A 22,630-nucleotide genomic window follows, 5' to 3' on the forward strand; every position below is an offset into this window, starting at 1 on the left:
TCCTAGCACGCTAATTGATATGGTAATTATTGTAGGTTTTTGGTTTCATTTTCCTTATAGTATATTGTCGGAAAAATTTTTTTGTAGTATTCTATCATCGATTTGGATGCCATCGAAGTAATGAATTTAGTTTATTGTCTGCAAAGATAATATCCTCTATATGTTTCTAAAACAAAGTTTTATTCCAAATCAAAAAATAAGGGAGGGATAGGATGTCCAGGTTTTATAGACGTATCGTTTTATCTGTACTTTTTTTGTTTTTGGTCACAGGAATGATTTCACCAGCACAAGCGCAGTCTGATTCAAATGGCGGAGGTTATTGGCTCCCAAACAACAAGGAGAAGATTGAAAAGGCAACTAAACTTATGAAGCAAGGCAAGTCAGTTGAAGAGATTGGGATCAAGCAAGATCAGATCCAGAAAAAAGAAGGCATTCAGACATTAGATAAATTGATGGAGGAAGACCAGCAAAGTGACACAACATACAGAGCGAACATGGCGCCTCCGATCAAGACAGCAGCCGGATGGACACCGCCTGACTTCGACTATGATCATATCCTGACTACAGAAGAATGCCAGGGAAGTCCAGACAGCAGTTCAGAAACAGGGTATATTAAGAATCGGTATTCCTTCTGTTGGTCCCACGTCGCAACATATCAAGTCCCAGTAAAATGCATTGGTGGGTTCTGTTTTTACGAAGGCGTTCAATTTCAATTCACTGAAATAGGTTATGGCTCCAACCAAAGCCGGAAAATGAGGGTCTATTATACACTTGATGATATCCTCGTGACCCATCCATCCTTGAATGGAGCCAAGTTGAAAATTGATATGGTATGTGAATCCAAGGTGAACGCAGGTGACTGTAAAGAGGATCCCGACTTTCCGCCGACGGAACGAACAATCGCCCAATGGAAAAATACGAACTTCAGCACAGAAATTTTCACATCAGAAGCACCCCCACCAACTGACGCAAATCCTGATCAGTTAGGGTACATGGAATTTTGGCCAAAACTTACCCTTACACATGCACCAAGGAAATTCAAAAAGAGTATTGATGGTATTAAACAGACCGTTCGGTACGATTCTGCAAAATATATGTTTGCCTTTCCTAATCAATATTTCTGGCAAGGAGCCGTATTCAGTAAAGCCACACCAATCTTCAATGTTCCGGTCACAAAGCCAGAATTTTCAATGTTATCTGAAGCTGGACAGCATTGGAAGTTTGCGATGGATCATCCAGATCAGACGAAGCCTCAAATGGTTGGAAAGAAAATACCGGGAGCTGTGGGAGACAGCACACTGACACGGATGTATCCGAAACGTCATCAGGATGAATATAATCGCAATAGGAACAAGACAAGAAGGACTTGTGAAAGGGAATTCGGAGATGAGGATCGGACCGGCAAGCAGTGTGACGAATATCCGTTTGCTTCCACCTGGGAAGGTTCGGCGACCAATGGATCGGATAATTTTTCAGTAAAAATGATTTCAAGCGAATCGAACGGCGCTGCAGGGACATGGCTCGGTGCCTGGTACGCCTATGATAGGATTTTGGATGGGGATACTTTCAATGTGCAGGTCGAAGCCCCTGAGAAAATAGCGACGATCCGATCGGAAGGCCAGCCTCAGGACGGACAGGATAACCGATCAAGTGATAACTTCACGATCGGGAATATCCCTTCTTACGCGACCAAGTTACAATGGAAAATCGTCGATGGTCCTACTAATGCGAAATTCGATGTCATGAAAGACATCAGCTTCGGCATTGACGAAACGATCTTTAATGACCTTACAGACGGATCCGAGACAGAAATCAAAACGAGTGAAGATTTCTACGTCGCCAGACCGGAAGACACCGATGGAGAAAGCTTCACTGTCGAGGTCTATGCCATCCCATAATAATAACTTAGAGGCTGTTCTTTAAGTATGTGACACTTAAAGGCCAGCCTCTTTTAAACCATTAGAGAATCAAATCTAAACCTACTGTTTCAACAGCTACCTATGGTCGATTAAAGTAAAGAAGATTAACTATTTAGTTGTAATATAGTGGTTGGTATTATTTCTCTCGTTAATATAGCAACAAGTACTTAGATAAGGTAAAAGGGTTTGTTCAAAGTGTAAAAAAAGCTATTCCATATAAGTCATCAACTCAAAAATTGACCTCGTTCCCTATACACAAAGCTGGTCATCCAGATCCTATGGACACTGAAGATAATAAAATGGTCTCGGAAGGATCTATGTTCCCTGTGCAATATTATAATGAAAAGAAACAGTAAATTATCAATTTATATTAAATACATGATAAAAATAGCTTATCATACAGAATACTTTATTGATTTGTATGTATAAGAGATTGCTAGTTGGGCGATAATGAAAATAGGAACTCACATAAAGGAGGTCAAACTATTGAGCGAATATAAACAGGTTTTTTCTACATTTATTAATAAACAACGATTTGACTTACATTCATACCTTACTTATCTATTTATCAATGAATGTCAGGATAATGTAGTAAATCAGTTAGAACAGGAACATGTAAATCAATAAACGTATAAATAAGAAAAACTGAAAGGATAACTAATAATGAATGGAAAAATTGTGTAGGTGACTTTATCTTTCTGAACAGAAGGAATAAGTCGCCTATTGGTGTTTCTTCTAAATATTCATTTCTATTGAAAAAATCACGATTTCTACTCCCTATCCTCTACCAATCTATCTTCCTGTTTCCTTTTAAGAAAGTATGTTAACAATTACCTATAAGAATTATAGTTTTCGCCTTCCAAAATAATCAGTTTTTAATCGTACTTCGAATTGTAAAAATTTGAGTGTTGAAAAATACATTATAAAAAGTTAATGTAAAATTTATCAATATTTAACATGGAAATTGGTTAGGTGATGATGGGGATGGAAGATAAATATGTAACGCATGAAGTACTATTAGAGGAAATAGAGCGTATTAGAAAAATTATGATAAACACAGCTTTAAAAGAAGGAATTGGAAGCGATAATACGGTAAAGGTAAGTCAAGTGTTGGATAGGAAGTTAAATGAACTAGAAGAAATTCATTAAAAAAAGGAGCAGATTCAGATTTAAAACCGGTTCCTTTTCTAATCCAGTATAATATGCATATCTTTAATTTAGAGGTTTTAAATATTTATTGCAAGAAGAAAAACCTACTGTGCCTCAACAGTAGGTTTTTCTAATCTAAAAAATGGGTTTCGAACACCAAATGTCGGAAGGCATTCTAATTGCATTTTGTTCCAATCGAATAAAAAATATACTAATAGCAAATGAAAAAACTACCCTATGTGAGTAGGATAGGTCCTTTATCTTGGATGGCATAAAAAAAGCCAGTTCATTGAGCTAACTGTAACATATTGTTCTTTATTGGATTAAAACAGTTGAGATAGATCTTTTCTTGAACATACTTGAAATAATACCCAAGTTCATCTTGGTAGATTTTACGAGTAAAGAATCTTTCAAGTGTAGTGTTCTTAGCACAGCCAAAGAGGTATTCTCCTGTATCAGAATAAAAGATGTCAATAGCGTAAATAGAAAATTCATAAACATATGGAAAGTTGTACACAGCAAACTTACTAGTAATACCTTGCTCATATCTCTTGATGTGCTCTGTTTTTTTCATAATATTTCAACTCCCTTGACTAAGCATAATAGTACTTTGGAGAGTATTTCATTGTTTTTATGTAAAATAAAAAGAAGGACAGCAAATATTGAAATCGTCCCTCCAAAGCAGAAAATGAACAAAACATGCTGCATATACAATGTTTTGTCACTAATCGATAGTATACTATGAGAACGATGTCCTAAAACTTTTGATACCCTTATATATAGAAAATGAAACATTTTATAGTACTACTGAAACATTTTTGATAAAAAAAGGCATCATCCCCTCATAAAAACACGGATTGATGCTTTTTTGTTAACTATTTATCAACTTATAACCTTAAATTTATAACCATTATGCTTTTTCAAAGCTTGTCATTATAGTTCCTTGTTGCATCCATATTTTTGAGGTAGTATAGACGATTCCTAAAAGAAGAACAGCATATATGCTGTTCTTCTTTTAGATCAATACCGATAAGGTACATTATGGTAACTAAAAAATGTTAATTCTTATAGATCATATTGACTTTAAGCTTGACCTATTATAAGATTGTTAAAATATTGAAAATCTATGAAGAAGAGAGTAATCTTAATGAAGTCTTAAAGCGAGTTAGGGATGGTGCAAGCCTAACAGTCTAGTTAAGGTGAAGCGCACTTTTGAGATGCAACCTGAAATCTCGCAGAGTAGGGTGAGCCGGATCAAAATCCGTTATGTTCTTGGTAAGAAGGTTCAATTTGAACAATAAGAGTGGTATCGCGGGTAAATCTCGTCTCTAATAAGAGACGAGATTTTTTTGTTCTCTAAAAATAAAAGGAATTAGGTGATGACATGGAATTTGATAAAATATTCGCTAAAGAAATAAGCAAAATACTAGATAACAAACTGACCGTTAAAAGTATTATGAAGTTAATTGAAAAGCCTAAGTATAGTACCCAAGGAGATATTGCTTTTCCTTGTTTCACATTAGCTAAACTACTCAAGAAATCACCTAATGCTATCGCCATAAATTTGGCTGAACAATTAAAGCATCCCTTGTTTGCTAAGATTGTAGCTGAAGGACCCTATGTAAATGGATTCTTTAATAAGGAGACAGTTGGAAAAAAGGTTATAAACACTATCTTACAACAGAAAAGTCTCTATGGAACACCCGAAGTAAAAAAGGAAGGGACTATTACTATTGATTTCTCCTCTCCAAATATAGCTAAACCATTTTCTATGGGCCATTTACGATCAACTTACCTCCATGTCTAATTAAAAAGTCAGATGGTGCTACATTATATGCAACAAGAGATCTAACAGCAGCATTATATAGACAAGAGACCTATCAGTTTACGAAAGCTTTATACGTAGTAGGGCACGAGCAAAGCCTTCATTTTAAACAAGTATTCTTAGTCTTAGAAAAAATGGGGTACAACTGGGCAAAAGAATTAATTCATGTTCCTTTTGGCTTTATTTTAAAAGAAGGCAAAAAGATGTCTAGTCGTAAAGGTAAGGTAGTTCTTTTAGAAAAAGTTATTGAAGAAGCAATAGTCTTAGCCAAACAAAATATTGCTGTTAAGAATCCAACGTTACCAAACAAGGATGAGGTTGCCCAGCAAGTAGCTGTAGGTTCTATTATTTTTCAAGATTTAAAAAATGAGCGACTCAATAATATTGAATTTTCAATTGAAGAGATGTTAAAAGTAGAGGGAGAAACAGGACCGTATATTCAATACACATATGCTCGTGCTTGCTCCATTTTAAGAAAAGTAGCTCAACCTACACATTTCGTCTTCAGTGAAGGAGAAAATGAATACAATTGGTTGTTAATAAAAGAACTCATGATATTTCCTAAGATTATTGAGAGAAGTTTTGAGAAGTACGAGCCATCCCATATTGCTAAGTACTTAATTGATGTGTCACAAGAGTTTAATAAATATTATAGTCAAGTCAAAATCCTTATAGAAGACAAGGAGAAGGAAAGTCGCCTTGCTTTGGTAGAAAGTACAACGATTGTTTTGGAAGAGGGGTTAAGACTACTAGGAATTCAGACACCAAGAGAAATGTAACGGATAAGCATTTTTCAAATAAATATGTTTATAAATTAATCTAGAAAAAATAAGTAAATCCTAGCAGTAAGGGTTTACTTATTTTTTCTACCGATAACACCTGTTATGTCAATTCAAAAATAAAAAGCCTATGAACTTGTCAGGAATACATAGGGTTCTATTAATTAACAGTAATGATATGTTTAGTGCTGGTATTATGATCTTAGTAACTGCTTCATCTTCTCTTCTGTCTCATTCTCCTCACGTGGCTGATAAACAGTCACTTTTAATTCGGGTGCATCATACACTTGAAGCGTAATATGATCCATAATCATTTTTCCTGCCACAGGGTGAATAATGGTCTTTTTTCCACAAGGTGTACCTAAAACTTCATGATTAGACCACCACTTGTAAAACTGAGGGCTTTTCTCGCTAAGTTCACTAATCATAGTTTTAAACCACTTATCTCCGACAAAGCGTGTGTAAGCTAAACGAAATTGGGCAATTAGTCGTTGAGCATGATCTTCCCAATTTTGAAAAAGGTTTTGATATTCTTTGGAAGTGAAGCAGCGCCACACTGCATTGCGATTTCGCTCATCCATCTCGTTAAAGTCCCCAAATACCATCACAGCAGCTTTATTCCAGTCTACGATATTAAGTTTTTCGTCTGTTACATAGGCAGGGCAGGGACCTAATTGACTTAATAGATTTTTTACAACACGATCTATATTTTCTCTTTCATTCTGCACGGTTGCAGATGGAAGCGGCTGATTGCCTAATAAAAATAGATGCTCCATTTCTTCTTTGTTTAATTTAAAAATACGGGATATGGCTTCTAATACTTCAGAAGATACTTGTATATCTCGTCCTTGTTCCAGCCACGTATACCAAGTTATGCCGACTCCTGCTAGTTGAGAAATTTCTTCTCTGCGTAATCCTTTGGCTCTTCTTCTCGGTCCAATAGGCAAATTAAAATCTTTTGGAGACAATCGTTCTCGTCTTATCTTTAGAAAATCCCCTAATTCTTTTCTTCTTTCTTTATCACTTACCATGATTTTACTCCTTTGTGTAGGTAGTACTTTTACTACTAGTATAACTAGACTCCTATTACCATTATAATCCTTATTTTATGATCTAGGTAAAGGAGGTGAAACAGATGATAGTAAAAGATAGCGAAAAGACGTGTGATCTATCAAAAGGATTAGTTCTTTTAATAGCTACAGTTTGCGGGTTTACAGTGGCTAACGTCTACTTGAACCAAACTCTTTTAGTAAGCATGTCCGCCAGTTTTCATGTTTCAGCGGCCAGCATAGGCATTATAGCTACTTTAGCTCAAATTGGATATGCACTAGGAAATCTTTTGATAGTACCGTTAGGAGACATCTTCGAACGAAAAAAATTGATTTTGTTTTTATTATTCGCTATATGTATCGTTCTCGCTTTAAATGCTTTATCTATCAACAAAACGTGGATGATGGTTACAAGCTTAGCATTAGGAATGGTAACGGTTGTTCCTCAAATTATTGTTCCGCTGGCTGCGAATATCGCTTCAGATCATAATAGAGGAAAAGTTTTAGGAAATGTCGCCATTGGATTAGTTTGTGGTATTTTAGGCGCTCGGCTTGCTAGTGGTTTTATTGATGTTCATTTTGGATGGCGAATGGTGTATTGGACGTCCGCTGCGGCTACACTTTTTATGATTTTGTTAGTTTACATCTATTTTCCAAAAAGTAAAGGGGAGAATGCGACTAGTTATAAACACTTACTCATGTCGTTAGGTCCGCTATTTATAACAGAAAGAGCACTGCAACAAGCATGTTTAAGTCAGGGGATGATGTTTGCTTCTTTTAGCGCATTTTGGACCACGCTTGTCTTTTTATTACATACACATCCCTATGCGTATGGAAGTGACATGGTGGGGGTAATAGGGTTAGTCGGGATAGCGGGAGCATTTGCTACGCCGATTATCGGACGTTTAATTGATATAAAGGGGGCAAAGTTTGCAAGTCTTTTGTGTATGTCCGTATCTTTACTTGCTTTTATAGATCTTATAAGGGGAGGGTACTGGTTGCCTGGGTTAATTTTAGGAGCTCTTCTCATAACGATAGGAACTCAAGCGAACCAAGTTGCCTGTCAGTTTACTATTTTCCAATTAGGAGAAGAAAAGAGAAGTCGATTAAATGGGTTATATATGGTTTCCACATTTTTAGGAGGATCCCTAGGATCTTATGTGGGTTTACTTGCATGGAGTAAATGGCAATGGAATGGAGTTTGTGCAATAGCCATACTGATGATAGCCATTAGCTTTTGTTCTTTAATTCCAATGAACATTCCTAAAAAAATGATAGGGGATTTAATGAATAAGAAAGGAAGTAATATGTAATGGGAACACATACAGATAACTTTCAACGAGGATTAGATATATTAGCTAAGATTGATCCAGAGAACTACAAGGATATAATGGCAGGCTTTGAACAGTCAGCTCTCCCTGATTTAGGAACGCTAGCTGTAGAGTTTAATTACGGACAAATTTTCTCGAGACCAGGTTTAGACCTAAAGTCACGCCTTCTTGCTGCAGTGGCTGGCCTAACTGCATTAGGCAATACGGAACAGTTGAAATTTTATATAAACGGGGCGTTGAATGTTGGGTGGACACAGGAAGAAATTTTAGAAGCAATGTTACAGATGGTTATTTATGCTGGATTTCCTGTAGCTTTAAATACAATTTTGACAGTTGCTAATGAAGTCTTTTACGAAAGAAATGAAAAGGAGAAACAAAATGATTATTGATAGTCATGCACATGTGGTTTTGCCTATAGAGAAACATATTAAAATGATGGATGACAGTGGAATAGATAAAACCGTATTGTTTTCTACTCTTGTTCATCCAGAAAAAAGCAGCAACGTTAAAGAATTTACAACCGAAATGAACAGGTTAAATCAAATTCTAAATAATGAGGTGAATCCTCTACAAGCACGCTTAAAGGCGCTAGAAGAATTAAGCGTTGCGATTAAGCAGCACCCGAATCGGTTTGTTGGATTTGGTTCGGTTCCACTTTCTTTTTCTTCTGGTGATGTCACTCTAAACGATTGGGTAGAGAAGCTTGTCAAAGAGCAAAAGATGAAAGGTCTCGGAGAATTCACTCTTGGTTCAGGTCAAATTCCATTGTTAGAACCTATATTTAAAGCAGCAAGTGACTATATGTCTTTGCCTATCTGGGTACATACTTTTCATCCTTTGAACTTAAAGGATATTCAAGAGTTATTTCTTCTCACTCAAAAATATGAAAATGTGCCGGTGATATACGGGCATATGGGCGGAGTTCATTGGCTACAAACGATAGAACTGATAAAAGACACTAAAAATGCTTACTTAGATATATCTGCATTTTATACAACATACGCCTTGTCTTTGGCTATAAAAGAAATACCTGAAAGAACGTTATTTAGTTCGGATTTTCCATATGGAGATCCATACTTAAATCTACAGGCTATTAAGCGGCATACATCTAGTGGAGAAGTTGCAGACAGAGTGTTAGGTGGGAATATCTCGAATCTGCTAAATATATAAATTCAGCGTTTTTGTTTGATGTTATCTTAGGTACTATAAGGTTCATGCTTTAGGCTAAAGTATGAACCTTATTCATCATTAGGCCGGATTTAAAAACTCCTATTTTTGTTAGTATGTAATTAGCATATAAGCAATGGGGGATGGATATGAAGTTTACTATTGAAGGAATTTCAGAACTGGCATTGCAAGTGAAATCAATGGATAGAGCAATAGATTTTTGGTCGAATAAATTGGGTTTTCCAATTGTGGAGCAATGGGGATATGAAAGCGGCCATTTTCACCAAAATAATAAAGAAAATATTTGGGCAACTTGGTTATATGTAGGAGGACATACTAGGCTAGGTCTATGGCTTCCTAGAAATTTTTCACCATTAGATAAAATCGAAAAAAAAAAAAAAACAGATTTCTAAATGGAAGGAGCTTTATGATCAAGGGGGTATTCACGTCCATTTTGCTTTACATATAAAAACAGAGAACTTTGACTCTGCCATTAAAGTATTAACCGATGCTGGTATCGATTATAAGGTTATAGAAGAGGTTAATATCAATATGCAAAAAGAGAAGCGGTTGTATTTTAAGGATACTGAAGATAACGTTGTAGAATTTTACACGTTAGATATGAGGGAAGATTAAAAAAGAGCCAATCAAACATTGATTTGCTCTTTTTTATAAATGGCTGCTAAGAATACGCTTTATGTAAAGCGAAAAAATCTTTCACTGTACCTATATAAAAAACAATGATAGCCAAGAAATCACAAAGAAGGTTACAGAAAAAACTATAACCTCAATATTAGACTTCTACTCTTCTAAAAGTGTCCCCAAGGAAGTTATTCAATTCAATAAACTGTTTTTCGATAGGGGTAAATTCATAATTTAGCCGGGAAATGAGATAAAAGTCAGTGTACCGATAAGGTGGTGGAACTTCTAAAAAATTATGGATATTATAACGGTTTGCGATACGCTTAGATATTAAGGAAATTCCCATGCCCATTAACGCAAATTGTACTAATGTTTCTGGATCGCTAACTTCGATCATGTCACCTTGTTCAATATGTAAGCTGGCGTAAATAGTATCTAATATTGTCATGTACAAACACTTATCTGAAAGTACCAGTATATTCTTTTGTCTTACATAGTCATCGAATGTTGTGTGTTGATCAATATCGCGACCAATGACAACAATTTCTTCTACGCCTACTTTTTTATATTTTATCTTTTGGTTGTTTAATGATCCAATTGTATAAGCTACATCGATTTGTCCAAGTAGAATTTGATTTTCAATATATTCGGTTGAACCCGTTTTTAATGTTACTGCTAGATCTGGATAGGTGTTGTAAAGTTTGTTTAAAGCGCTTGAGAATTGAGTGCCCCCAACTGATATCATGGTGCCGATGCGGAGTTTTTCATCTTGTTTCTTCATCTTATTTTCAGTTTCTTCCCAAAGAAGCAATATTTTTTTAAATTGGTGGTACAATTTTTCTCCTTGCTTGGTTAATTTAACGCCCTTTGAGTTTCTAATAAAGAGTTCTTGATTATAATAGCTTTCTATTTTCTTTATTTTGGCAGTCATATTAGATTGAAGATGGTTCAATTTTATTGCAGCCGCAGATATATTTTTTAATTCGGCCACTGAAACAAAAGCTTTCATATTTTCAATATCCATTCATATTCACCCTCCATCAAAAAAAGTGATATAGCTATCATATTTTAATATTTAAAATGGTGATTCATTTTAATTATACTTGATTAAAAGGTACTATTTTCTACAAAATGTTGGAGGAATGTCTAATGAAGGAGAAATTAATAAAAGTAGGGATTATAGGGGGATCTTTAAATAATCAATGGGCGAGCAAAACACATATTCCAGTACTGAAAGAAAGCCCTTTTTATCGAATAACCGCAATTGGAACATCAAAAGCAGAAACCGCCAAGGAAAGTGCGAGAGTACTTAATGCTTGCCATAGCTTTACAGATTATAAGGGACTAGCGCAATCTAAAGATGTTGATTTAGTAGTAGTTAGTGTAAAAGTTCCGTTTCATTACGAAGCTTCAATTGCTGCCATAGAGGAAAAGAAACACATTTATTGCGAGTGGCCTTTAGGTGTAGATACTAAGCAGGCAATTAAACTGGCAAAGTTAGCGGATAAGGCGGACATTCACCATGCGATTGGGTTACAAGCAAGACAATCTCCCGAGGTGAATTATGTAAAGCAGGCTATTAACCAAGGGGAAATTGGAAGAATTATTTCCTGCACCATGCAGGTAGCGACACAAGGAAAGGGTGGAATAACAGATGAAGCAAACAGCTATATCTTAAAAAAAGAAAATGGAGCGAACCTTCTTACAATCAACGGTGGACACTCGCTTGATGTTCTGTGCTACATCTTAGGTGACTTTAAAGAGTTATCGTCGATAATGAATACGCATTATACAGAAGCTCTCATACAAGGAACAGAAGTTACGGTGTCAAAGGATAAAGCGGACCAAATCTTAATACAGGGAACACTCAACGGTAACATTTCAGCTTCTGTTCATATTCAAGGCGGAGTTTATCCTGCTTTTCAATTAGAGATTAGAGGAGAAAAAGGTGTTTTTCGCTTAACCCAGAATTCTTCATCCGGTCACGTACAATTTGGTAATCTCAAAGTAGAGAAGGTTAAGTATCCTACTTATTTATTAAGTACTGAAAGTGTGTATGTTGAAGAGATAAACGTATCTTCGGTAAAAGATAATCATCCAAAAGATTACGTTGAAAAGGCTTATAAGGTGTTGGCAAAAGATATATTTGAACATAAAAGTCAAATTCCAAACTTCCACGATGCTGTTAAACTTCATCAATTATTAGATGCGGTTCGAACATCTGCAGAGACTGGGGAAAGGGTAACGCTTGATAAATAAATGAAAGCCTCTTCCTTATAAAGTTAAAATGTTTATAATTTTAATAACTATCAAGTCAATTGAAGAAGGGCATTTCCTACATTTGAAGAATAGTAACACCATTAAATGAATTGAAGGTTAACTGTATGATTGCTAGAGCCACAGATTGGAAAATTGAATAGGGGTGTTCCATGATGACAAATAGTAAAATGAATCCTAAGGTTGATGAATTTTTAACTAAAGCTAAAAAGTGGAAAGAAGAATATGAGACGTTGAGAAAGATTGTTCTTGACTGTGAGTTGACCGAAGATTATAAATGGATGAACCCTTGTTACACGTTTGAGAAAAAAAACATTGTTTTAATACATGGATTTAAAGAATACTGTGCGCTACTGTTTCCTAAAGGCGCTCTGTTACAAGATTCTCATGGTATTCTAATTCAACAAACGAAGAATGTACAAGGCGCGCGACAAATTCGGTTTACCAATGTGCAAGAAATAGTTGAAAAGGAAGCCATCTTGAAAGCTTATATTAATGAGGCCATCGAGGTGGAAAAAGCCGGATTAAAAGTCAAAGCTAAAAAGCCTGAAGAACTCATTATTCCTGAAGAGCTACAGTATAAATTTGATGAAATACCTGCTTTAAAAACGGCTTTTACTACATTGACTCCAGGACGGCAAAGAGCATATATTCTTCATTTTTCTGCTGCCAAACAATCTAAGACTCGAGAATCAAGGGTTGAAAAATGCATTCCAAACATTCTTAATGGAAAAGGATTAAATGATTAGTACACTTTATTTAAAACATGGCTCATATAAATTGTTAATGTATTTGAGTTAAAAATGAAATAAGGTTAAGTGAACTGACTGATGTTCCATTTGTATAAAAGTAGAGTAAATTTAAAAAAATTTATTTGAGGAGAAAATGCTATGGAAGTTTTTGCAGAATATTTAGCGCGTATAGATAGCCCTGACCACCGTGACCGAACAGAGGAAGTTTTGGCTTGGATTGCTCATACTTTCCCGAATTTGGAACCACAAATCAAATGGAATACGCCAATGTTTACTGATCATGGAACATTCATCATCGGCTTTGCCTCAGCGAAACATCATTTGAGCGTTTCACCTGAAGAAATAGGGATTGCGCACTTTAATCATGACATCGCCCAGGCTGGATACAGCGCTACCAAAGGCCTATTTCGAATTCTATGGACTGAGCCAGTAAACTATGAATTACTTAAAAAAATAATTGAGTTTAATATGTTAGATAAGAAAGACTGTTTAACTTTTTGGCGTAAATAAAAAGCAGATTATGAGCGGAGAAGAAGGAGGGTACAGAACGGTGGACTTTGAAATGGTTATGAAAGAACTTGAAGCGCTTGGTACGGAACGAATTAAAAAGACTTACATAAATAATGGTGCACACGATCCGCTTTTTGGAGTGGCAACAGGAAAAATGAAGCCTATTGCAAAGAAAATCAAGAAAAATCAGGCTTTGGCCGAGCAGCTTTATGCGTCTGGAAATTACGATGCTATGTATTTTGCTGGTATCATTGCAGACCCAACAGAGATGACTGCGGAGGATTTTGAGCGTTGGATTGATAAAGCGTATTTCTACATGCTATCCGATTATGTAGTTGCGGTAACTTTGTCAGAAACCGATTTTGCGCAAGCTGTGGCTGATAGATGGGTGGCAAGCGATGAAGAATTGAAAATGTCGGCAGGTTGGAGTTGCTACTGCTGGCTTTTGGGTAATCGTCCTGACGATGAATTTAGCACAAGCAAGATTGCTGATATGCTTAATCAAGTGGAAAATACGATTCACGATTCTCCAGATCGAACGAAATCGGCTATGAATAATTTTATCTATACAGTTGGTGTGTCATATTTGCCACTTCATGAAAAGGCCCTTGAAACGGCAAAGGCAGTAGGTCCAGTCGAAGTTAAGAAGGATAAGAAAAAAAGTAGTATTCTTCTTGCTTCCCAAAACATTCAAAAGGATATAGATAGAGGACGGCTTGGTTTCAAACGCAAACATGTAAGGTGTTAGCATAATTTGTAATGGAGCTGCACTATCTGAAACGAGACTCATAAGTATTTAATGGTAATGATCTTACTATACGTAGGATGTTTTGTTCCTTTATAAACCATCCATTGAAGAAGTGGCAGGGGATAAAAGCTAAAAAACTCTTGTGAAAAGGAGAGATTAAAAATGAAAACCCAAAAGGAAAATCTAAGAATCTGTCATAAAGGCCACAAATATTATAAAAGCAGTACCTGTCCGACCTGCCCAACCTGTGAGCAAGAAAACAAACCTGACAATGGATTTCTTTCTATGCTATCAGCACCAGCAAGACGAGCATTAGAAAACAACGGGATAACTTCTTTGCAGCAGCTATCAATATTTAGTGAAAAAGAGATATTACAATTTCATGGTATGGGTCCGGCTTCTTTACCTAAACTTAGAGCAGCTTTGCAGACCAATGGGTTGGCCTTTAAAAATTAAACATTAAGGATAGTTAAAGCAAGAAATAGATTTGGATAAAGTGTACGAATACATTGAATTTCTGGATATGGAAGGATGTTAAGAGATAAGTAGTGGGAAAAAGAAGGGTTGGAGATTTAGGTAATGAATAATAAACTAGATAAAGCATTAGCGTTACGAAAGAATGGAAATCACCAAGACTCTAACGAATTGCTAAGTGAATTAGTTAAGGAATTTCCAGACGATGCTTTATATAACTATCAATGTGCTTGGAGCTTCGACATATTAGGAGAAGAAGAAAAGGCAGTACCCTTTTACGAAAATGCCATAAAGATAGGATTACCTTCTAAGGATATGGAAGGTGCAGTATTGGGGTTGGGCAGCACATATAGAGCATTAGGGGAATATGAAAAATCAAAAGAGACATTTTTAAAAGGGATGGAATTATTCCCAGATAATCATGTAATTAAAGTGTTTTATTCCATGACCTTATACAATTTAAAAGAACATAGCAAAGCGATGGAACTGTTACTGAAATGCTTACTACATACGACAAATGACAATGAAATACTAAGTTATAAAAAAGCCTTACATTTCTATTCAGATAAACTAGATCAGACTTGGAAGTAGCTTATAAAATTCACTGAATATAAGTTCTTTTCCTGAAACGAGGAGAGGACTTTTTTTATAACAATACTGGCAGGCTTCCTGTGATAAAATGACTTTTTAAAATTATAGATTGTAAAGAAATAAATTTAAACTATAGGGGGCGTTTGTTTAACAAGAAAGCCCTTACATATTATATATGTCTAATATGTAAGGACCCTTATAAGAATCAAGTTTGAAATAGGAGATCTTTGCTTTGGATCTTGCGCTTCTTTCTTTGTTGAAGCACTTATGTTTGTACCACTCTATCTTTACTAAACTCTTCTTCAATTAGCTTATCCATTAGAAAATGATAAAAAACGTGATAATTCGTTTTAGTTAGTTTGTCCAGTTCCTGGTGAGTGATGATATTATGTTGGATGAGTAAACCTATAGCAGCTGATATACAATTTACTTTTAAATCTTCTTCCCCTAACATATAAATCACCTTCCCTTATTTACTAAGTAACCCATTCTATATAATAGGCATACTTAAGACACGGACTGATATAAGCTCTTTTCTCGAATTATTGCTCTCGTGCTGATAGAAAATGATGATAAAATGTTCTCAACACTTTTTGATGCATACTGTTATCTTTATATACTGCGCTTTCTTTTCCTGCAAAAAAACAAAATGATTTAAATTTTCCCTTATTTTGGAATGTTGTATTTGTTTTTAACAGTTAGAGAAGCTTTTGAGTGCTCAGTATGTATCTGAATGTCAACACCAAGAATTTATGAACGCCATTCAAGGAAAGTGAATAATAGAATTTATTTTAATTGGTTCTTATTATTTAGCTTATGTAAATGTGAAATAAATGTGGTTTTCCTGGAAGGAAAAAAGGCAACTTTAACTATGTCATAAACTTCCCTGTAGGTAATTATTAAATTATATAGGGGAATTTACATTTCAATAAAATACTGTTATTACAAGTTAGTGAGGTAGAAGTATGAAAGAAACCAATAGTAAAAATTTAAAATCCGAAATTATAAAAAAGCATGAGGTATTATTTGCAAAGAGATTGGAACTTGAGAGTGAAGCAAGCCGTTTGATGTTAGAAATTAATTTATTGGATGCACAGAATATTATTAATAAAGTAAGTCAGTTAAACCAAAAAATAGATGATATAACCTCTGAAATGGATTATTTGAAACAAGCCCTTGAATCCATTAATTAAGCTATATATCAGAGTGTAACTAATTCTATAAGTATAACCACGAGCAAATTAGAAAAAAGTGATTAACATGGCAAAGAAAGAAGGTATTTCTATGAAATCTGTATTATTAATTGGACAATCAAATATGGCCGGCAGAGGATTTATTGAGGATGTACCGCCGATTTATAATGAGCATATACATATGTTGAGAAACGGTAGATGGCAAATGATGGCAGAACCACTTAATTTTGATCGTCACATATCTGGCGTTGGGCCGGCAGCCTCTTTTGCTCAAGCTTGGACAGAGGATCATCCGGGCGAGTCCATTGGGGTCATACCATGTGCCGAAGGAGGAAGCTCAATTGATGAGTGGACAATTGACGGACTATTAACCAGACACGCGATTTCTGAAGCAAAATTCGCAATGGAAACAAGTGAGTTGGTGGGAATTCTGTGGCATCAAGGAGAAAGCGACAGTTACGGAGAGCGTTATAAGACGTATGAAGATAAATTGCTTTCATTATTTAAACACTTGAGAGAAGAGTTAAATGCACCAGATATCCCGATTATTATCGGTGAGTTGGGACATTACCTTGGAGATGTCGGATTTGGAAAAAGCGCTGTAGAATATAAACAAATAAACCAGATATTATCTAAAGTTGCCCATACTGAAAAAAATTGTTATTTTGTAACATCAAAAGGCTTAACATCAAATCCAGATGGCATTCATATTGATGCCGTTTCCCAAAGAAAGTTTGGATTAAGATACTATGAGGCTTTTTCAAAACAAAAGCATGTGTTAGATGTTTTAGACGTTGAGCATGAATGGATTGAAAAGGAAGCAAAGCGTGAACTAACTAAAAATGAACGTATATTTGTTGAAAGTATGAAGTTTGCCTTGGGACAATTAAGTTTTGAGGAGTTTTCTCTTAATATCTCTACTATTAATGAAAGCAAGTAAAGCAAAATCAATTGATTCCACCTTTAATCTTAGGTTTGTTCAAAGAAAAACCCGGTTCATATGGATATGAACTTTTGGCAATTATGAATGAGTGGAAAACTTAGAATAAATACATTCCTTTTTTATAGGAGGGATCTTAATTGCTTCCTAAAATCAAACTTATATAAAATAAGAAAATATCTCAAAATAATGGCAGAAAAGGGATCCCAAAAGAGGTTACAGAAAAAACTGTAACCTCGATATTAAACTTCTATTCCTTTAAAAGTGTCAATAAGAGAGTTATTCAACTCAATAAACTAAACTGTTTTTCGATAGGGGGATATTCATAATTACTTGATTTTAGACAGAAGGTTCTAAGAAAATATTTCCTCCTTACTTACCGATTATCTAATGTGAAATCCTTTTTTTATTTGAATTCTGTTTTCATAATAAAATTCAACTTCTTTTTAGCTTGTTGCTTCTGTTGCACATAAGTCTTCCTCACTCTATAAAAGAAACCTCAGTTCAAGTCATACATTTGAACTGAGGTTTCTTATTATCCTCGAAAGGTTAAATTTATTTTTTATTTACTTGGCGTCCACTTTTTTTCTGGCTCTGGGAACTTGTGTTGCCAGTTTGAAATTCATTACCTAATTCAACATCATTTCTTTTATCTTGCTTCTCTACTTGCTCTCTTGTCTGATTCTTTTTCTGCATCCCTTGTTTTGACATTACTTATCTCATCTCGCTTTCATCTAGTATTGTTTTTAATATGTACAACTATAAGAAAAAACATATAAATTAAATAAATAAATTGTTAGTTGCTTCTGAATCAAAGCCTTATTTGCCACTAGGCGAACCCCAGCATATAAACAACCTAGCACATTTTAGATTGCTGCCTACTCCTTACCTAATACAGTAATTTTTCTTTTTTAGTTTTAGGGTGGAGGGACAAGCTTTATGGGATTAATTTGATTTTGGAATAAGTGAGAATAGGATCGTAAAAAGGACACATAATTAGTAAAACAATTACTGTTGTTTAATATGTCAGGAAATGAAGATTTTACTCATTTTTGGAGGAAGTTGTAATGGAGAATGATCAAACGTTGAAAAATGCGATGAATGAATGGGCACGTGTAACTAAGGATCCACAAATGTTAGTGACTTATGAAGTAAACCCGGAATTCCAAGTAGATGAAACATTGACATTAAAAAAAGCTGAAAAGCAAGGGGAAGAAAGAGTTATTAAAAGAGTAGCGTTAAGAATGCTACAAAAAGGTATAGATATTCAAACAATATCCGAATTAACGGAGCTTACAGAAAAAGAGATTGAACAGATTCGTAAATAACGAATGTAAACCGAGGGTAGGAAGAAATAGATCCAAAACAAAATTTTATTTTATCACGATAAAAAAAAGAGCTACCCCAAAATAGGAAAGAGGTAGCGTGCTCTACTCAAGCTGAAAATTGAATACATTGGTTGAGTTAAAACAACTACATTATTTTAACATGTATAAAAATTTTAGTAAAACGCTATCATTTCCAGTTTTATTAACTAATTTCCTCTGCTAAAATGGAATCATAGGGATGAAGAGAGAAGGGTAGATGAGGCATATGAGTACGAGTCTATTGCTAACTTTAGGGGTTATATTTTTGGCAACAATAGCTATAGCCATTTTAATTAAGATTCCAGAAGAAGATTAAACTGTATAATAAAATAAAAAACTATCTCAAATAATAAAGGAGATAGTTTTTTTATTGCTTCATGTCTCATTTGAAAAATTAAAATTGATTTTATATAAAGGAATTAGATGCATAAAAATTAATTAAAAACAAATACTTTCACTGTCATAAATAAAAAGGAGGCTAGATAAAGATGGATGCACAAAGAGCACAAGAAATTGCCGATTCAGTCGACATGGCCAATGTAATATATAACGGGAAAAGCATTTATATTGAGCATGTAGACCAACAAAATGGGGTAGCTACAATTCATAACCTGGATGAACCAAGTAATAAGCAAAGTGTTTCTATATCTGAACTAGCAGAACAATAATTTACTCTTAAAATAAAAAAGCCACTTTATTTAGGCTTTTTTATTTTTCTGTTATTTTTATCGAGAGAGGAGGAGAAGAAAAAATAACCACATCAGAAAAGTGTCGTTAGATCAAGGATGTATAAAAATCTAATCATAATGAACTTCACTTTTAAGCGGATGACTCAATATAATAAAACACAACTCCTTATAACTTCCACCTTCCAAAGAAAACTCTTCCCAACAACAGTAATCAAGCAAATAAGAAAACGTTGTATGAGGGTTAGTAGCCATTCCTTCGCTTATGTTGACTTCTACGAAATTTTATTGTAGGATAATCTATATCATCAATAAACACATTAAATACTTATCCTACGATGCACGTTATGCCCTATTTGTTTTGAACCGTACTGTTTATTTGGGGTTCCTACATCTGTTGACTGATGCCATGCCTGTCTTTGAAACAGGATCGCTGGAACGTTAATATGCGGAAACCCACCTGCGAGATCGCGGGTTCACAAAACAGATTGGGAGGACGACATAGGTGGGAATCCCTTAACTATACATACCGTGCTAGACGGGGAGATGGCGGTGCCCTGTAACCTGCAATCCGCCTTAGCAGGGTTTAATTCCTAACAGAGGTATGAGTCAGGTAAGGTCTGACTTGGACAAGTGGTGTTGACAACTAGGTCCTGCACAACAGAAACCTATGAACATGGTCAGGTCCGGAAGGAAGCAGCCATAAGTAGATTCTTCTGTGTGTTGCAGCACAACCCGGTCGAGCTAACTGTACAAGTAACGCTTATTTGATCATGTCAATGACGGGTGCACGGTGTTTTTACTTAGCAATTTTTATTTAGTGTTAAGAAAACTATCTTTAATAGGTCTGGTGGCGATAGCAGAGAGGTCACACCCGTTCCCATATCGAACACGGAAGTTAAGTTCTCTAGCGCCAATGGTAATGGGGACTTTGTCCTCGTGAGAGTAGGACGTTGTCAGGCAAAAAAACAGCCCATCATATCAATGATGGGCTGTTTTTTTGTATATTAATTTCGTTTAAATTGATTTCTACGAAATTAAATGTTATGTTTTACGTAATTTATTAGTATATGTAGGAGGATTTAGAGTGAAAAAAAATAGCCTAAAAGTTATTCCGTTGATTGATGACTTTAGCCAATGGTTAATAGAATCAGGCAAATCTGATAATACGATTAAAACCTATCGAGCAGTGCTAAACCAATTTCATGAATGGCTTCTAAGTGAAGGTAAACATTTAGATCAAGTAACAAGAAATAATGTCCAAACTTATATGATTAACCTTGAATCTAATAATAAAAGTGCGTCGACTATAGAAAAAGCTTTTGTAACAATTGGCGTTTTTGCACGCTTTCTTGAAAAATCAGAAATTGTTCAAAATATTGAACGTAAACAAAAAGAGAAAAATAACGAGGGTGTACCACAGTCATTAGAAGCAAGTGAGCGTGACCGCCTTTTATCTGAAGTAAAGCAACAGGGAAACCTTCGTGATATTGCTATTGTATATACTTTATTACATACAGGGATTCGAGTATCAGAGATTTGTGCTTTGAATCATAAAGACGTAAAGATTAACAAATCTGACGGTTTTTTAATTATCCGTAATGCTAAAGGGTCTAAAAAGCGACTTGTTCCTCTTTCTACAGAAGCAAGGAATAGTTTAAAGAAATATATCGATTCACTTGATTCTAATCATGAAGCCTTATTTGTCTCTAATTTTGATAGAAGAATGTCTGCACGTACGGTTCAGTACATGTTAAAAAAATATAATGTAAATCCTCATAAATTACGCCACACTTTCTGTCATGAGTTAGTTAAGAAAGGGATAGATATTGCAACAGTTGCCGAACTAGCAGGCCATTCTGATGTGAATGTTACAAAACGATACCTAAAATCTTCTACAAGAGATTTAGAAAATGCGATTACGCAAACCTTTTTATAAAAAAACTCTGTAACAAGAATCATGATTCTTGTTACAGAGTTTTTTTATTTAGGTGTATGTTCCTACTTAATAATTGCAAAATTAAGTATTAAAACACAACTTACATAGATGTTGACTTCTACGAAATTATAAGGTAAAATAATTTTTGTTGGTAGCGAAACAGATATTAATTATTAAATTACTAGTCCATGTTTCATATGAAGGGATAGCATACAGATAAACGCAACTGACTGTAAATCCTTTCCATGCTTATTGATGGCATAGTCAAGTGGTAAGGTCAAAGTCTGCAATACCTTTTGCCGTCTCTACATTCTAATAGAGAGCTTAGAAAGGACCTTTAGCTCAGCTGGTTAGAGCAGACGGCTCATAACCGTCCGGTCGTAGGTTCGAGTCCTACAAGGTCCACCATTGAACCTGACATATGGAGGAATACCCAAGTCTGGCTGAAGGGATTGGTCTTGAAAACCGACAGGGGTGTCAAAGCCCGCGGGGGTTCGAATCCCTCTTCCTCTTCCATTATATCTTTGTTATTATCGCGGGGTGGAGCAGTTCGGTAGCTCGTCGGGCTCATAACCCGAAGGTCGCAGGTTCAAATCCTGTCCCCGCAACCATTTTTCACATGCGGATGTGGCGGAATTGGCAGACGCGCTAGACTTAGGATCTAGTGTCTTATGACGTGGGGGTTCAAGTCCCTTCATCCGCACCATTTTAGGAAGCGCCCGTAGCTCAATTGGATAGAGCGTTTGACTACGGATCAAAAGGTTAGGGGTTCGACTCCTCTCGGGCGCGCCATAAACGAGAAGCAGCTCAGTTTGGTAGAGCTCAAGTCTGATAAGCGTGAGGTTAGGCCTACCATTATTCCACAGTATCTCAGTGGGAGATCCATATAGAGAAGTACCCAAGTGGCTCAAGGGGCTCCCCTGCTAAGGGAGTAGATCGTTAACGCGGTGCGAGGGTTCGAATCCCTTCTTCTCTGCCATTTCATAATTTTATCTGGTCCGTTGGCCAAGTGGTCAAGAGATTATCTTTTTAAAAAGGTAACACGGGTTCGAATCCCGGACGGGTCATTACAAAAAAGGCAGTTTGCTAATAAAGCAAGCTGTCTTTTTATTGGATAAGAGATATTGCTTTAATCCATTATGTAAAACTAATTTAAATGTTATTAGAATGAAGATAAAAAGCATTTGATAATAGTGCCGACAACTCGGAGTATGTCAACAGAGATATTTAATAAATTTCAACATTGTAGAAAGGCTCCAGATATAACCTCAAAAGAACCACCCCCAACAAAA

Annotated in this window: 22 protein-coding genes, 6 tRNA genes, 1 rRNA gene, 2 other RNA genes, 2 pseudogenes and 1 other annotated feature; of the genes and pseudogenes, 28 read left to right on the forward strand and 5 right to left on the reverse strand. The window is 35.5% G+C overall.

What is annotated here, in order from left to right; genetic code table 11:
• The first annotated feature begins 212 nt into the window (after positions 1–212).
• The 3 genes and pseudogenes from ACOZIR_RS06510 to ACOZIR_RS06520 all read left to right on the forward strand — a co-directional run bounded on the left by ACOZIR_RS06510 (position 213) and on the right by ACOZIR_RS06520 (position 3,068).
• Positions 213–1,898 (forward strand): NucA/NucB deoxyribonuclease domain-containing protein, encoded by a 1,686-nt coding sequence (locus ACOZIR_RS06510; protein WP_052942431.1) that lies wholly within the window; start codon positions 213–215, stop codon positions 1,896–1,898.
• 266 nt (positions 1,899–2,164) lie between these two features.
• Positions 2,165–2,275 (forward strand): annotated as a pseudogene (locus tag ACOZIR_RS06515) (hypothetical protein); the annotation flags it as partial.
• Between the two features lie 628 nt (positions 2,276–2,903).
• Positions 2,904–3,068, forward strand: coding sequence for an aspartyl-phosphate phosphatase Spo0E family protein (locus tag ACOZIR_RS06520; RefSeq protein ID WP_328121358.1), 165 nt, complete (start codon positions 2,904–2,906; stop codon positions 3,066–3,068).
• 286 nt (positions 3,069–3,354) lie between these two features.
• Here the strand turns inward: ACOZIR_RS06520 and ACOZIR_RS06525 are convergent, their stop codons facing one another.
• Entirely contained in the window at positions 3,355–3,642 is a 288-nt protein-coding gene (locus ACOZIR_RS06525) for a hypothetical protein (protein WP_328121357.1), read from the reverse strand.
• A gap of 543 nt (positions 3,643–4,185) precedes the next feature.
• Positions 4,186–4,401, forward strand: a binding site (T-box leader).
• A 51-nt stretch (positions 4,402–4,452) separates the two neighbouring features.
• Here ACOZIR_RS06525 and argS point away from each other — a divergent pair.
• Positions 4,453–5,672, forward strand: a pseudogene (argS, locus tag ACOZIR_RS06530) (arginine--tRNA ligase).
• A gap of 194 nt (positions 5,673–5,866) precedes the next feature.
• Here argS and ACOZIR_RS06535 read toward each other — a convergent pair.
• Complete coding sequence (locus ACOZIR_RS06535) at positions 5,867–6,703, reverse strand: helix-turn-helix transcriptional regulator (RefSeq protein ID WP_045295358.1); 837 nt, start codon at positions 6,701–6,703, stop codon at positions 5,867–5,869.
• A 104-nt stretch (positions 6,704–6,807) separates the two neighbouring features.
• Between ACOZIR_RS06535 and ACOZIR_RS06540 the strand changes: the two genes are divergently transcribed.
• From ACOZIR_RS06540 to ACOZIR_RS06555, 4 genes are all read left to right on the forward strand, one after another.
• Positions 6,808–8,034 carry an MFS transporter gene (locus tag ACOZIR_RS06540; RefSeq protein ID WP_421535533.1) on the forward strand — a complete coding sequence of 409 codons (1,227 nt, stop codon included), beginning with the start codon at positions 6,808–6,810 and terminating at the stop codon, positions 8,032–8,034.
• Positions 8,034–8,441: a carboxymuconolactone decarboxylase family protein gene (locus ACOZIR_RS06545; protein ID WP_045295356.1), complete on the forward strand. Its 408-nt coding sequence runs from the start codon at positions 8,034–8,036 to the stop codon at positions 8,439–8,441. The genes ACOZIR_RS06540 and ACOZIR_RS06545 overlap by 1 nt, the downstream gene beginning before the upstream one ends.
• Positions 8,431–9,222: an amidohydrolase family protein gene (locus tag ACOZIR_RS06550; protein ID WP_045295355.1), complete on the forward strand. Its 792-nt coding sequence runs from the start codon at positions 8,431–8,433 to the stop codon at positions 9,220–9,222. Before ACOZIR_RS06545 ends, ACOZIR_RS06550 begins: the two co-directional genes overlap by 11 nt.
• A gap of 146 nt (positions 9,223–9,368) precedes the next feature.
• Positions 9,369–9,632: a VOC family protein gene (locus ACOZIR_RS06555; protein WP_421535534.1), complete on the forward strand. Its 264-nt coding sequence runs from the start codon at positions 9,369–9,371 to the stop codon at positions 9,630–9,632.
• 380 nt (positions 9,633–10,012) lie between these two features.
• Here ACOZIR_RS06555 and ACOZIR_RS06560 read toward each other — a convergent pair whose 3' ends face one another.
• Positions 10,013–10,885, reverse strand: a complete 873-nt coding sequence (locus ACOZIR_RS06560) for a LysR family transcriptional regulator (protein ID WP_045295354.1) — start codon at positions 10,883–10,885, stop codon at positions 10,013–10,015.
• 125 nt (positions 10,886–11,010) lie between these two features.
• Here ACOZIR_RS06560 and ACOZIR_RS06565 point away from each other — a divergent pair, with 125 nt between their 5' ends.
• The 6 genes from ACOZIR_RS06565 to ACOZIR_RS06590 all read left to right on the forward strand — a co-directional run bounded on the left by ACOZIR_RS06565 (position 11,011) and on the right by ACOZIR_RS06590 (position 15,213).
• Positions 11,011–12,120 carry a Gfo/Idh/MocA family oxidoreductase gene (locus tag ACOZIR_RS06565; protein WP_340141843.1) on the forward strand — a complete coding sequence of 370 codons (1,110 nt, stop codon included), beginning with the start codon at positions 11,011–11,013 and terminating at the stop codon, positions 12,118–12,120.
• A 173-nt stretch (positions 12,121–12,293) separates the two neighbouring features.
• Positions 12,294–12,887 (forward strand): YdeI family protein, encoded by a 594-nt coding sequence (locus ACOZIR_RS06570; protein ID WP_340142129.1) that lies wholly within the window; start codon positions 12,294–12,296, stop codon positions 12,885–12,887.
• 141 nt (positions 12,888–13,028) lie between these two features.
• Complete coding sequence (locus ACOZIR_RS06575; protein ID WP_045295351.1) at positions 13,029–13,400, forward strand: iron chaperone; 372 nt, start codon at positions 13,029–13,031, stop codon at positions 13,398–13,400.
• 40 nt (positions 13,401–13,440) lie between these two features.
• Positions 13,441–14,148, forward strand: a complete 708-nt coding sequence (locus ACOZIR_RS06580) for a DNA alkylation repair protein (protein ID WP_340141844.1) — start codon at positions 13,441–13,443, stop codon at positions 14,146–14,148.
• Positions 14,149–14,310: 162 nt separating this feature from the next.
• Positions 14,311–14,604: an RNA polymerase alpha subunit C-terminal domain-containing protein gene (locus ACOZIR_RS06585; RefSeq protein ID WP_071272151.1), complete on the forward strand. Its 294-nt coding sequence runs from the start codon at positions 14,311–14,313 to the stop codon at positions 14,602–14,604.
• Positions 14,605–14,727: 123 nt separating this feature from the next.
• Complete coding sequence (locus ACOZIR_RS06590) at positions 14,728–15,213, forward strand: tetratricopeptide repeat protein (RefSeq protein ID WP_340141845.1); 486 nt, start codon at positions 14,728–14,730, stop codon at positions 15,211–15,213.
• Between the two features lie 265 nt (positions 15,214–15,478).
• On the opposite strand, the gene ACOZIR_RS06595 is transcribed toward ACOZIR_RS06590, so the two are convergent.
• Positions 15,479–15,667 carry a hypothetical protein gene (locus tag ACOZIR_RS06595; protein WP_014458940.1) on the reverse strand — a complete coding sequence of 63 codons (189 nt, stop codon included), beginning with the start codon at positions 15,665–15,667 and terminating at the stop codon, positions 15,479–15,481.
• Positions 15,668–16,178: 511 nt separating this feature from the next.
• Here ACOZIR_RS06595 and ACOZIR_RS06600 point away from each other — a divergent pair.
• The gene (locus ACOZIR_RS06600) at positions 16,179–16,406 is read left to right on the forward strand and encodes a hypothetical protein (protein ID WP_045295347.1); all 228 of its coding nucleotides are present in this window, start codon (positions 16,179–16,181) and stop codon (positions 16,404–16,406) included.
• Positions 16,407–16,497: 91 nt separating this feature from the next.
• Positions 16,498–17,346, forward strand: coding sequence for a sialate O-acetylesterase (locus ACOZIR_RS06605; protein ID WP_340142130.1), 849 nt, complete (start codon positions 16,498–16,500; stop codon positions 17,344–17,346).
• 555 nt (positions 17,347–17,901) lie between these two features.
• Here the strand turns inward: ACOZIR_RS06605 and ACOZIR_RS06610 are convergent.
• Complete coding sequence (locus ACOZIR_RS06610; protein ID WP_169746697.1) at positions 17,902–18,057, reverse strand: hypothetical protein; 156 nt, start codon at positions 18,055–18,057, stop codon at positions 17,902–17,904.
• Positions 18,058–18,413: 356 nt separating this feature from the next.
• On the opposite strand from ACOZIR_RS06610, the gene ACOZIR_RS06615 reads away from it, so the two are divergent.
• The 12 genes from ACOZIR_RS06615 to ACOZIR_RS06670 all read left to right on the forward strand — a co-directional run bounded on the left by ACOZIR_RS06615 (position 18,414) and on the right by ACOZIR_RS06670 (position 22,317).
• Complete coding sequence (locus tag ACOZIR_RS06615) at positions 18,414–18,674, forward strand: hypothetical protein (RefSeq protein ID WP_340141846.1); 261 nt, start codon at positions 18,414–18,416, stop codon at positions 18,672–18,674.
• A 527-nt stretch (positions 18,675–19,201) separates the two neighbouring features.
• Positions 19,202–19,381 carry a small acid-soluble spore protein H gene (locus ACOZIR_RS06620; protein WP_088567835.1) on the forward strand — a complete coding sequence of 60 codons (180 nt, stop codon included), beginning with the start codon at positions 19,202–19,204 and terminating at the stop codon, positions 19,379–19,381.
• 345 nt (positions 19,382–19,726) lie between these two features.
• Positions 19,727–19,915: non-coding RNA, 6S RNA (gene ssrS / locus ACOZIR_RS06625), on the forward strand.
• Between the two features lie 13 nt (positions 19,916–19,928).
• Positions 19,929–20,193, forward strand: an RNA gene (ffs, locus tag ACOZIR_RS06630) — signal recognition particle sRNA large type.
• A 52-nt stretch (positions 20,194–20,245) separates the two neighbouring features.
• Positions 20,246–20,361 (forward strand): 5S ribosomal RNA (gene rrf / locus ACOZIR_RS06635).
• Between the two features lie 125 nt (positions 20,362–20,486).
• Positions 20,487–21,338 (forward strand): tyrosine-type recombinase/integrase, encoded by an 852-nt coding sequence (locus ACOZIR_RS06640; RefSeq protein ID WP_340141847.1) that lies wholly within the window; start codon positions 20,487–20,489, stop codon positions 21,336–21,338.
• A 331-nt stretch (positions 21,339–21,669) separates the two neighbouring features.
• Positions 21,670–21,746, forward strand: a tRNA-Ile gene (locus ACOZIR_RS06645).
• Positions 21,747–21,761: 15 nt separating this feature from the next.
• Positions 21,762–21,854 (forward strand) — tRNA-Ser (locus tag ACOZIR_RS06650).
• An 18-nt stretch (positions 21,855–21,872) separates the two neighbouring features.
• Positions 21,873–21,949, forward strand: a tRNA-Met gene (locus ACOZIR_RS06655).
• Between the two features lie 10 nt (positions 21,950–21,959).
• Positions 21,960–22,044, forward strand: a tRNA-Leu gene (locus tag ACOZIR_RS06660).
• Positions 22,045–22,053: 9 nt separating this feature from the next.
• Positions 22,054–22,130, forward strand: a tRNA-Arg gene (locus ACOZIR_RS06665).
• 96 nt (positions 22,131–22,226) lie between these two features.
• A tRNA-Ser gene (locus tag ACOZIR_RS06670) sits at positions 22,227–22,317 on the forward strand.
• Positions 22,318–22,630 lie beyond the last annotated feature (313 nt).

It is taken from the genome of Priestia sp. D3YE.R1, assembly GCF_049199565.1.
GTDB classification, from domain to species: Bacteria; Bacillota; Bacilli; order Bacillales; family Bacillaceae_H; genus Priestia; species Priestia aryabhattai.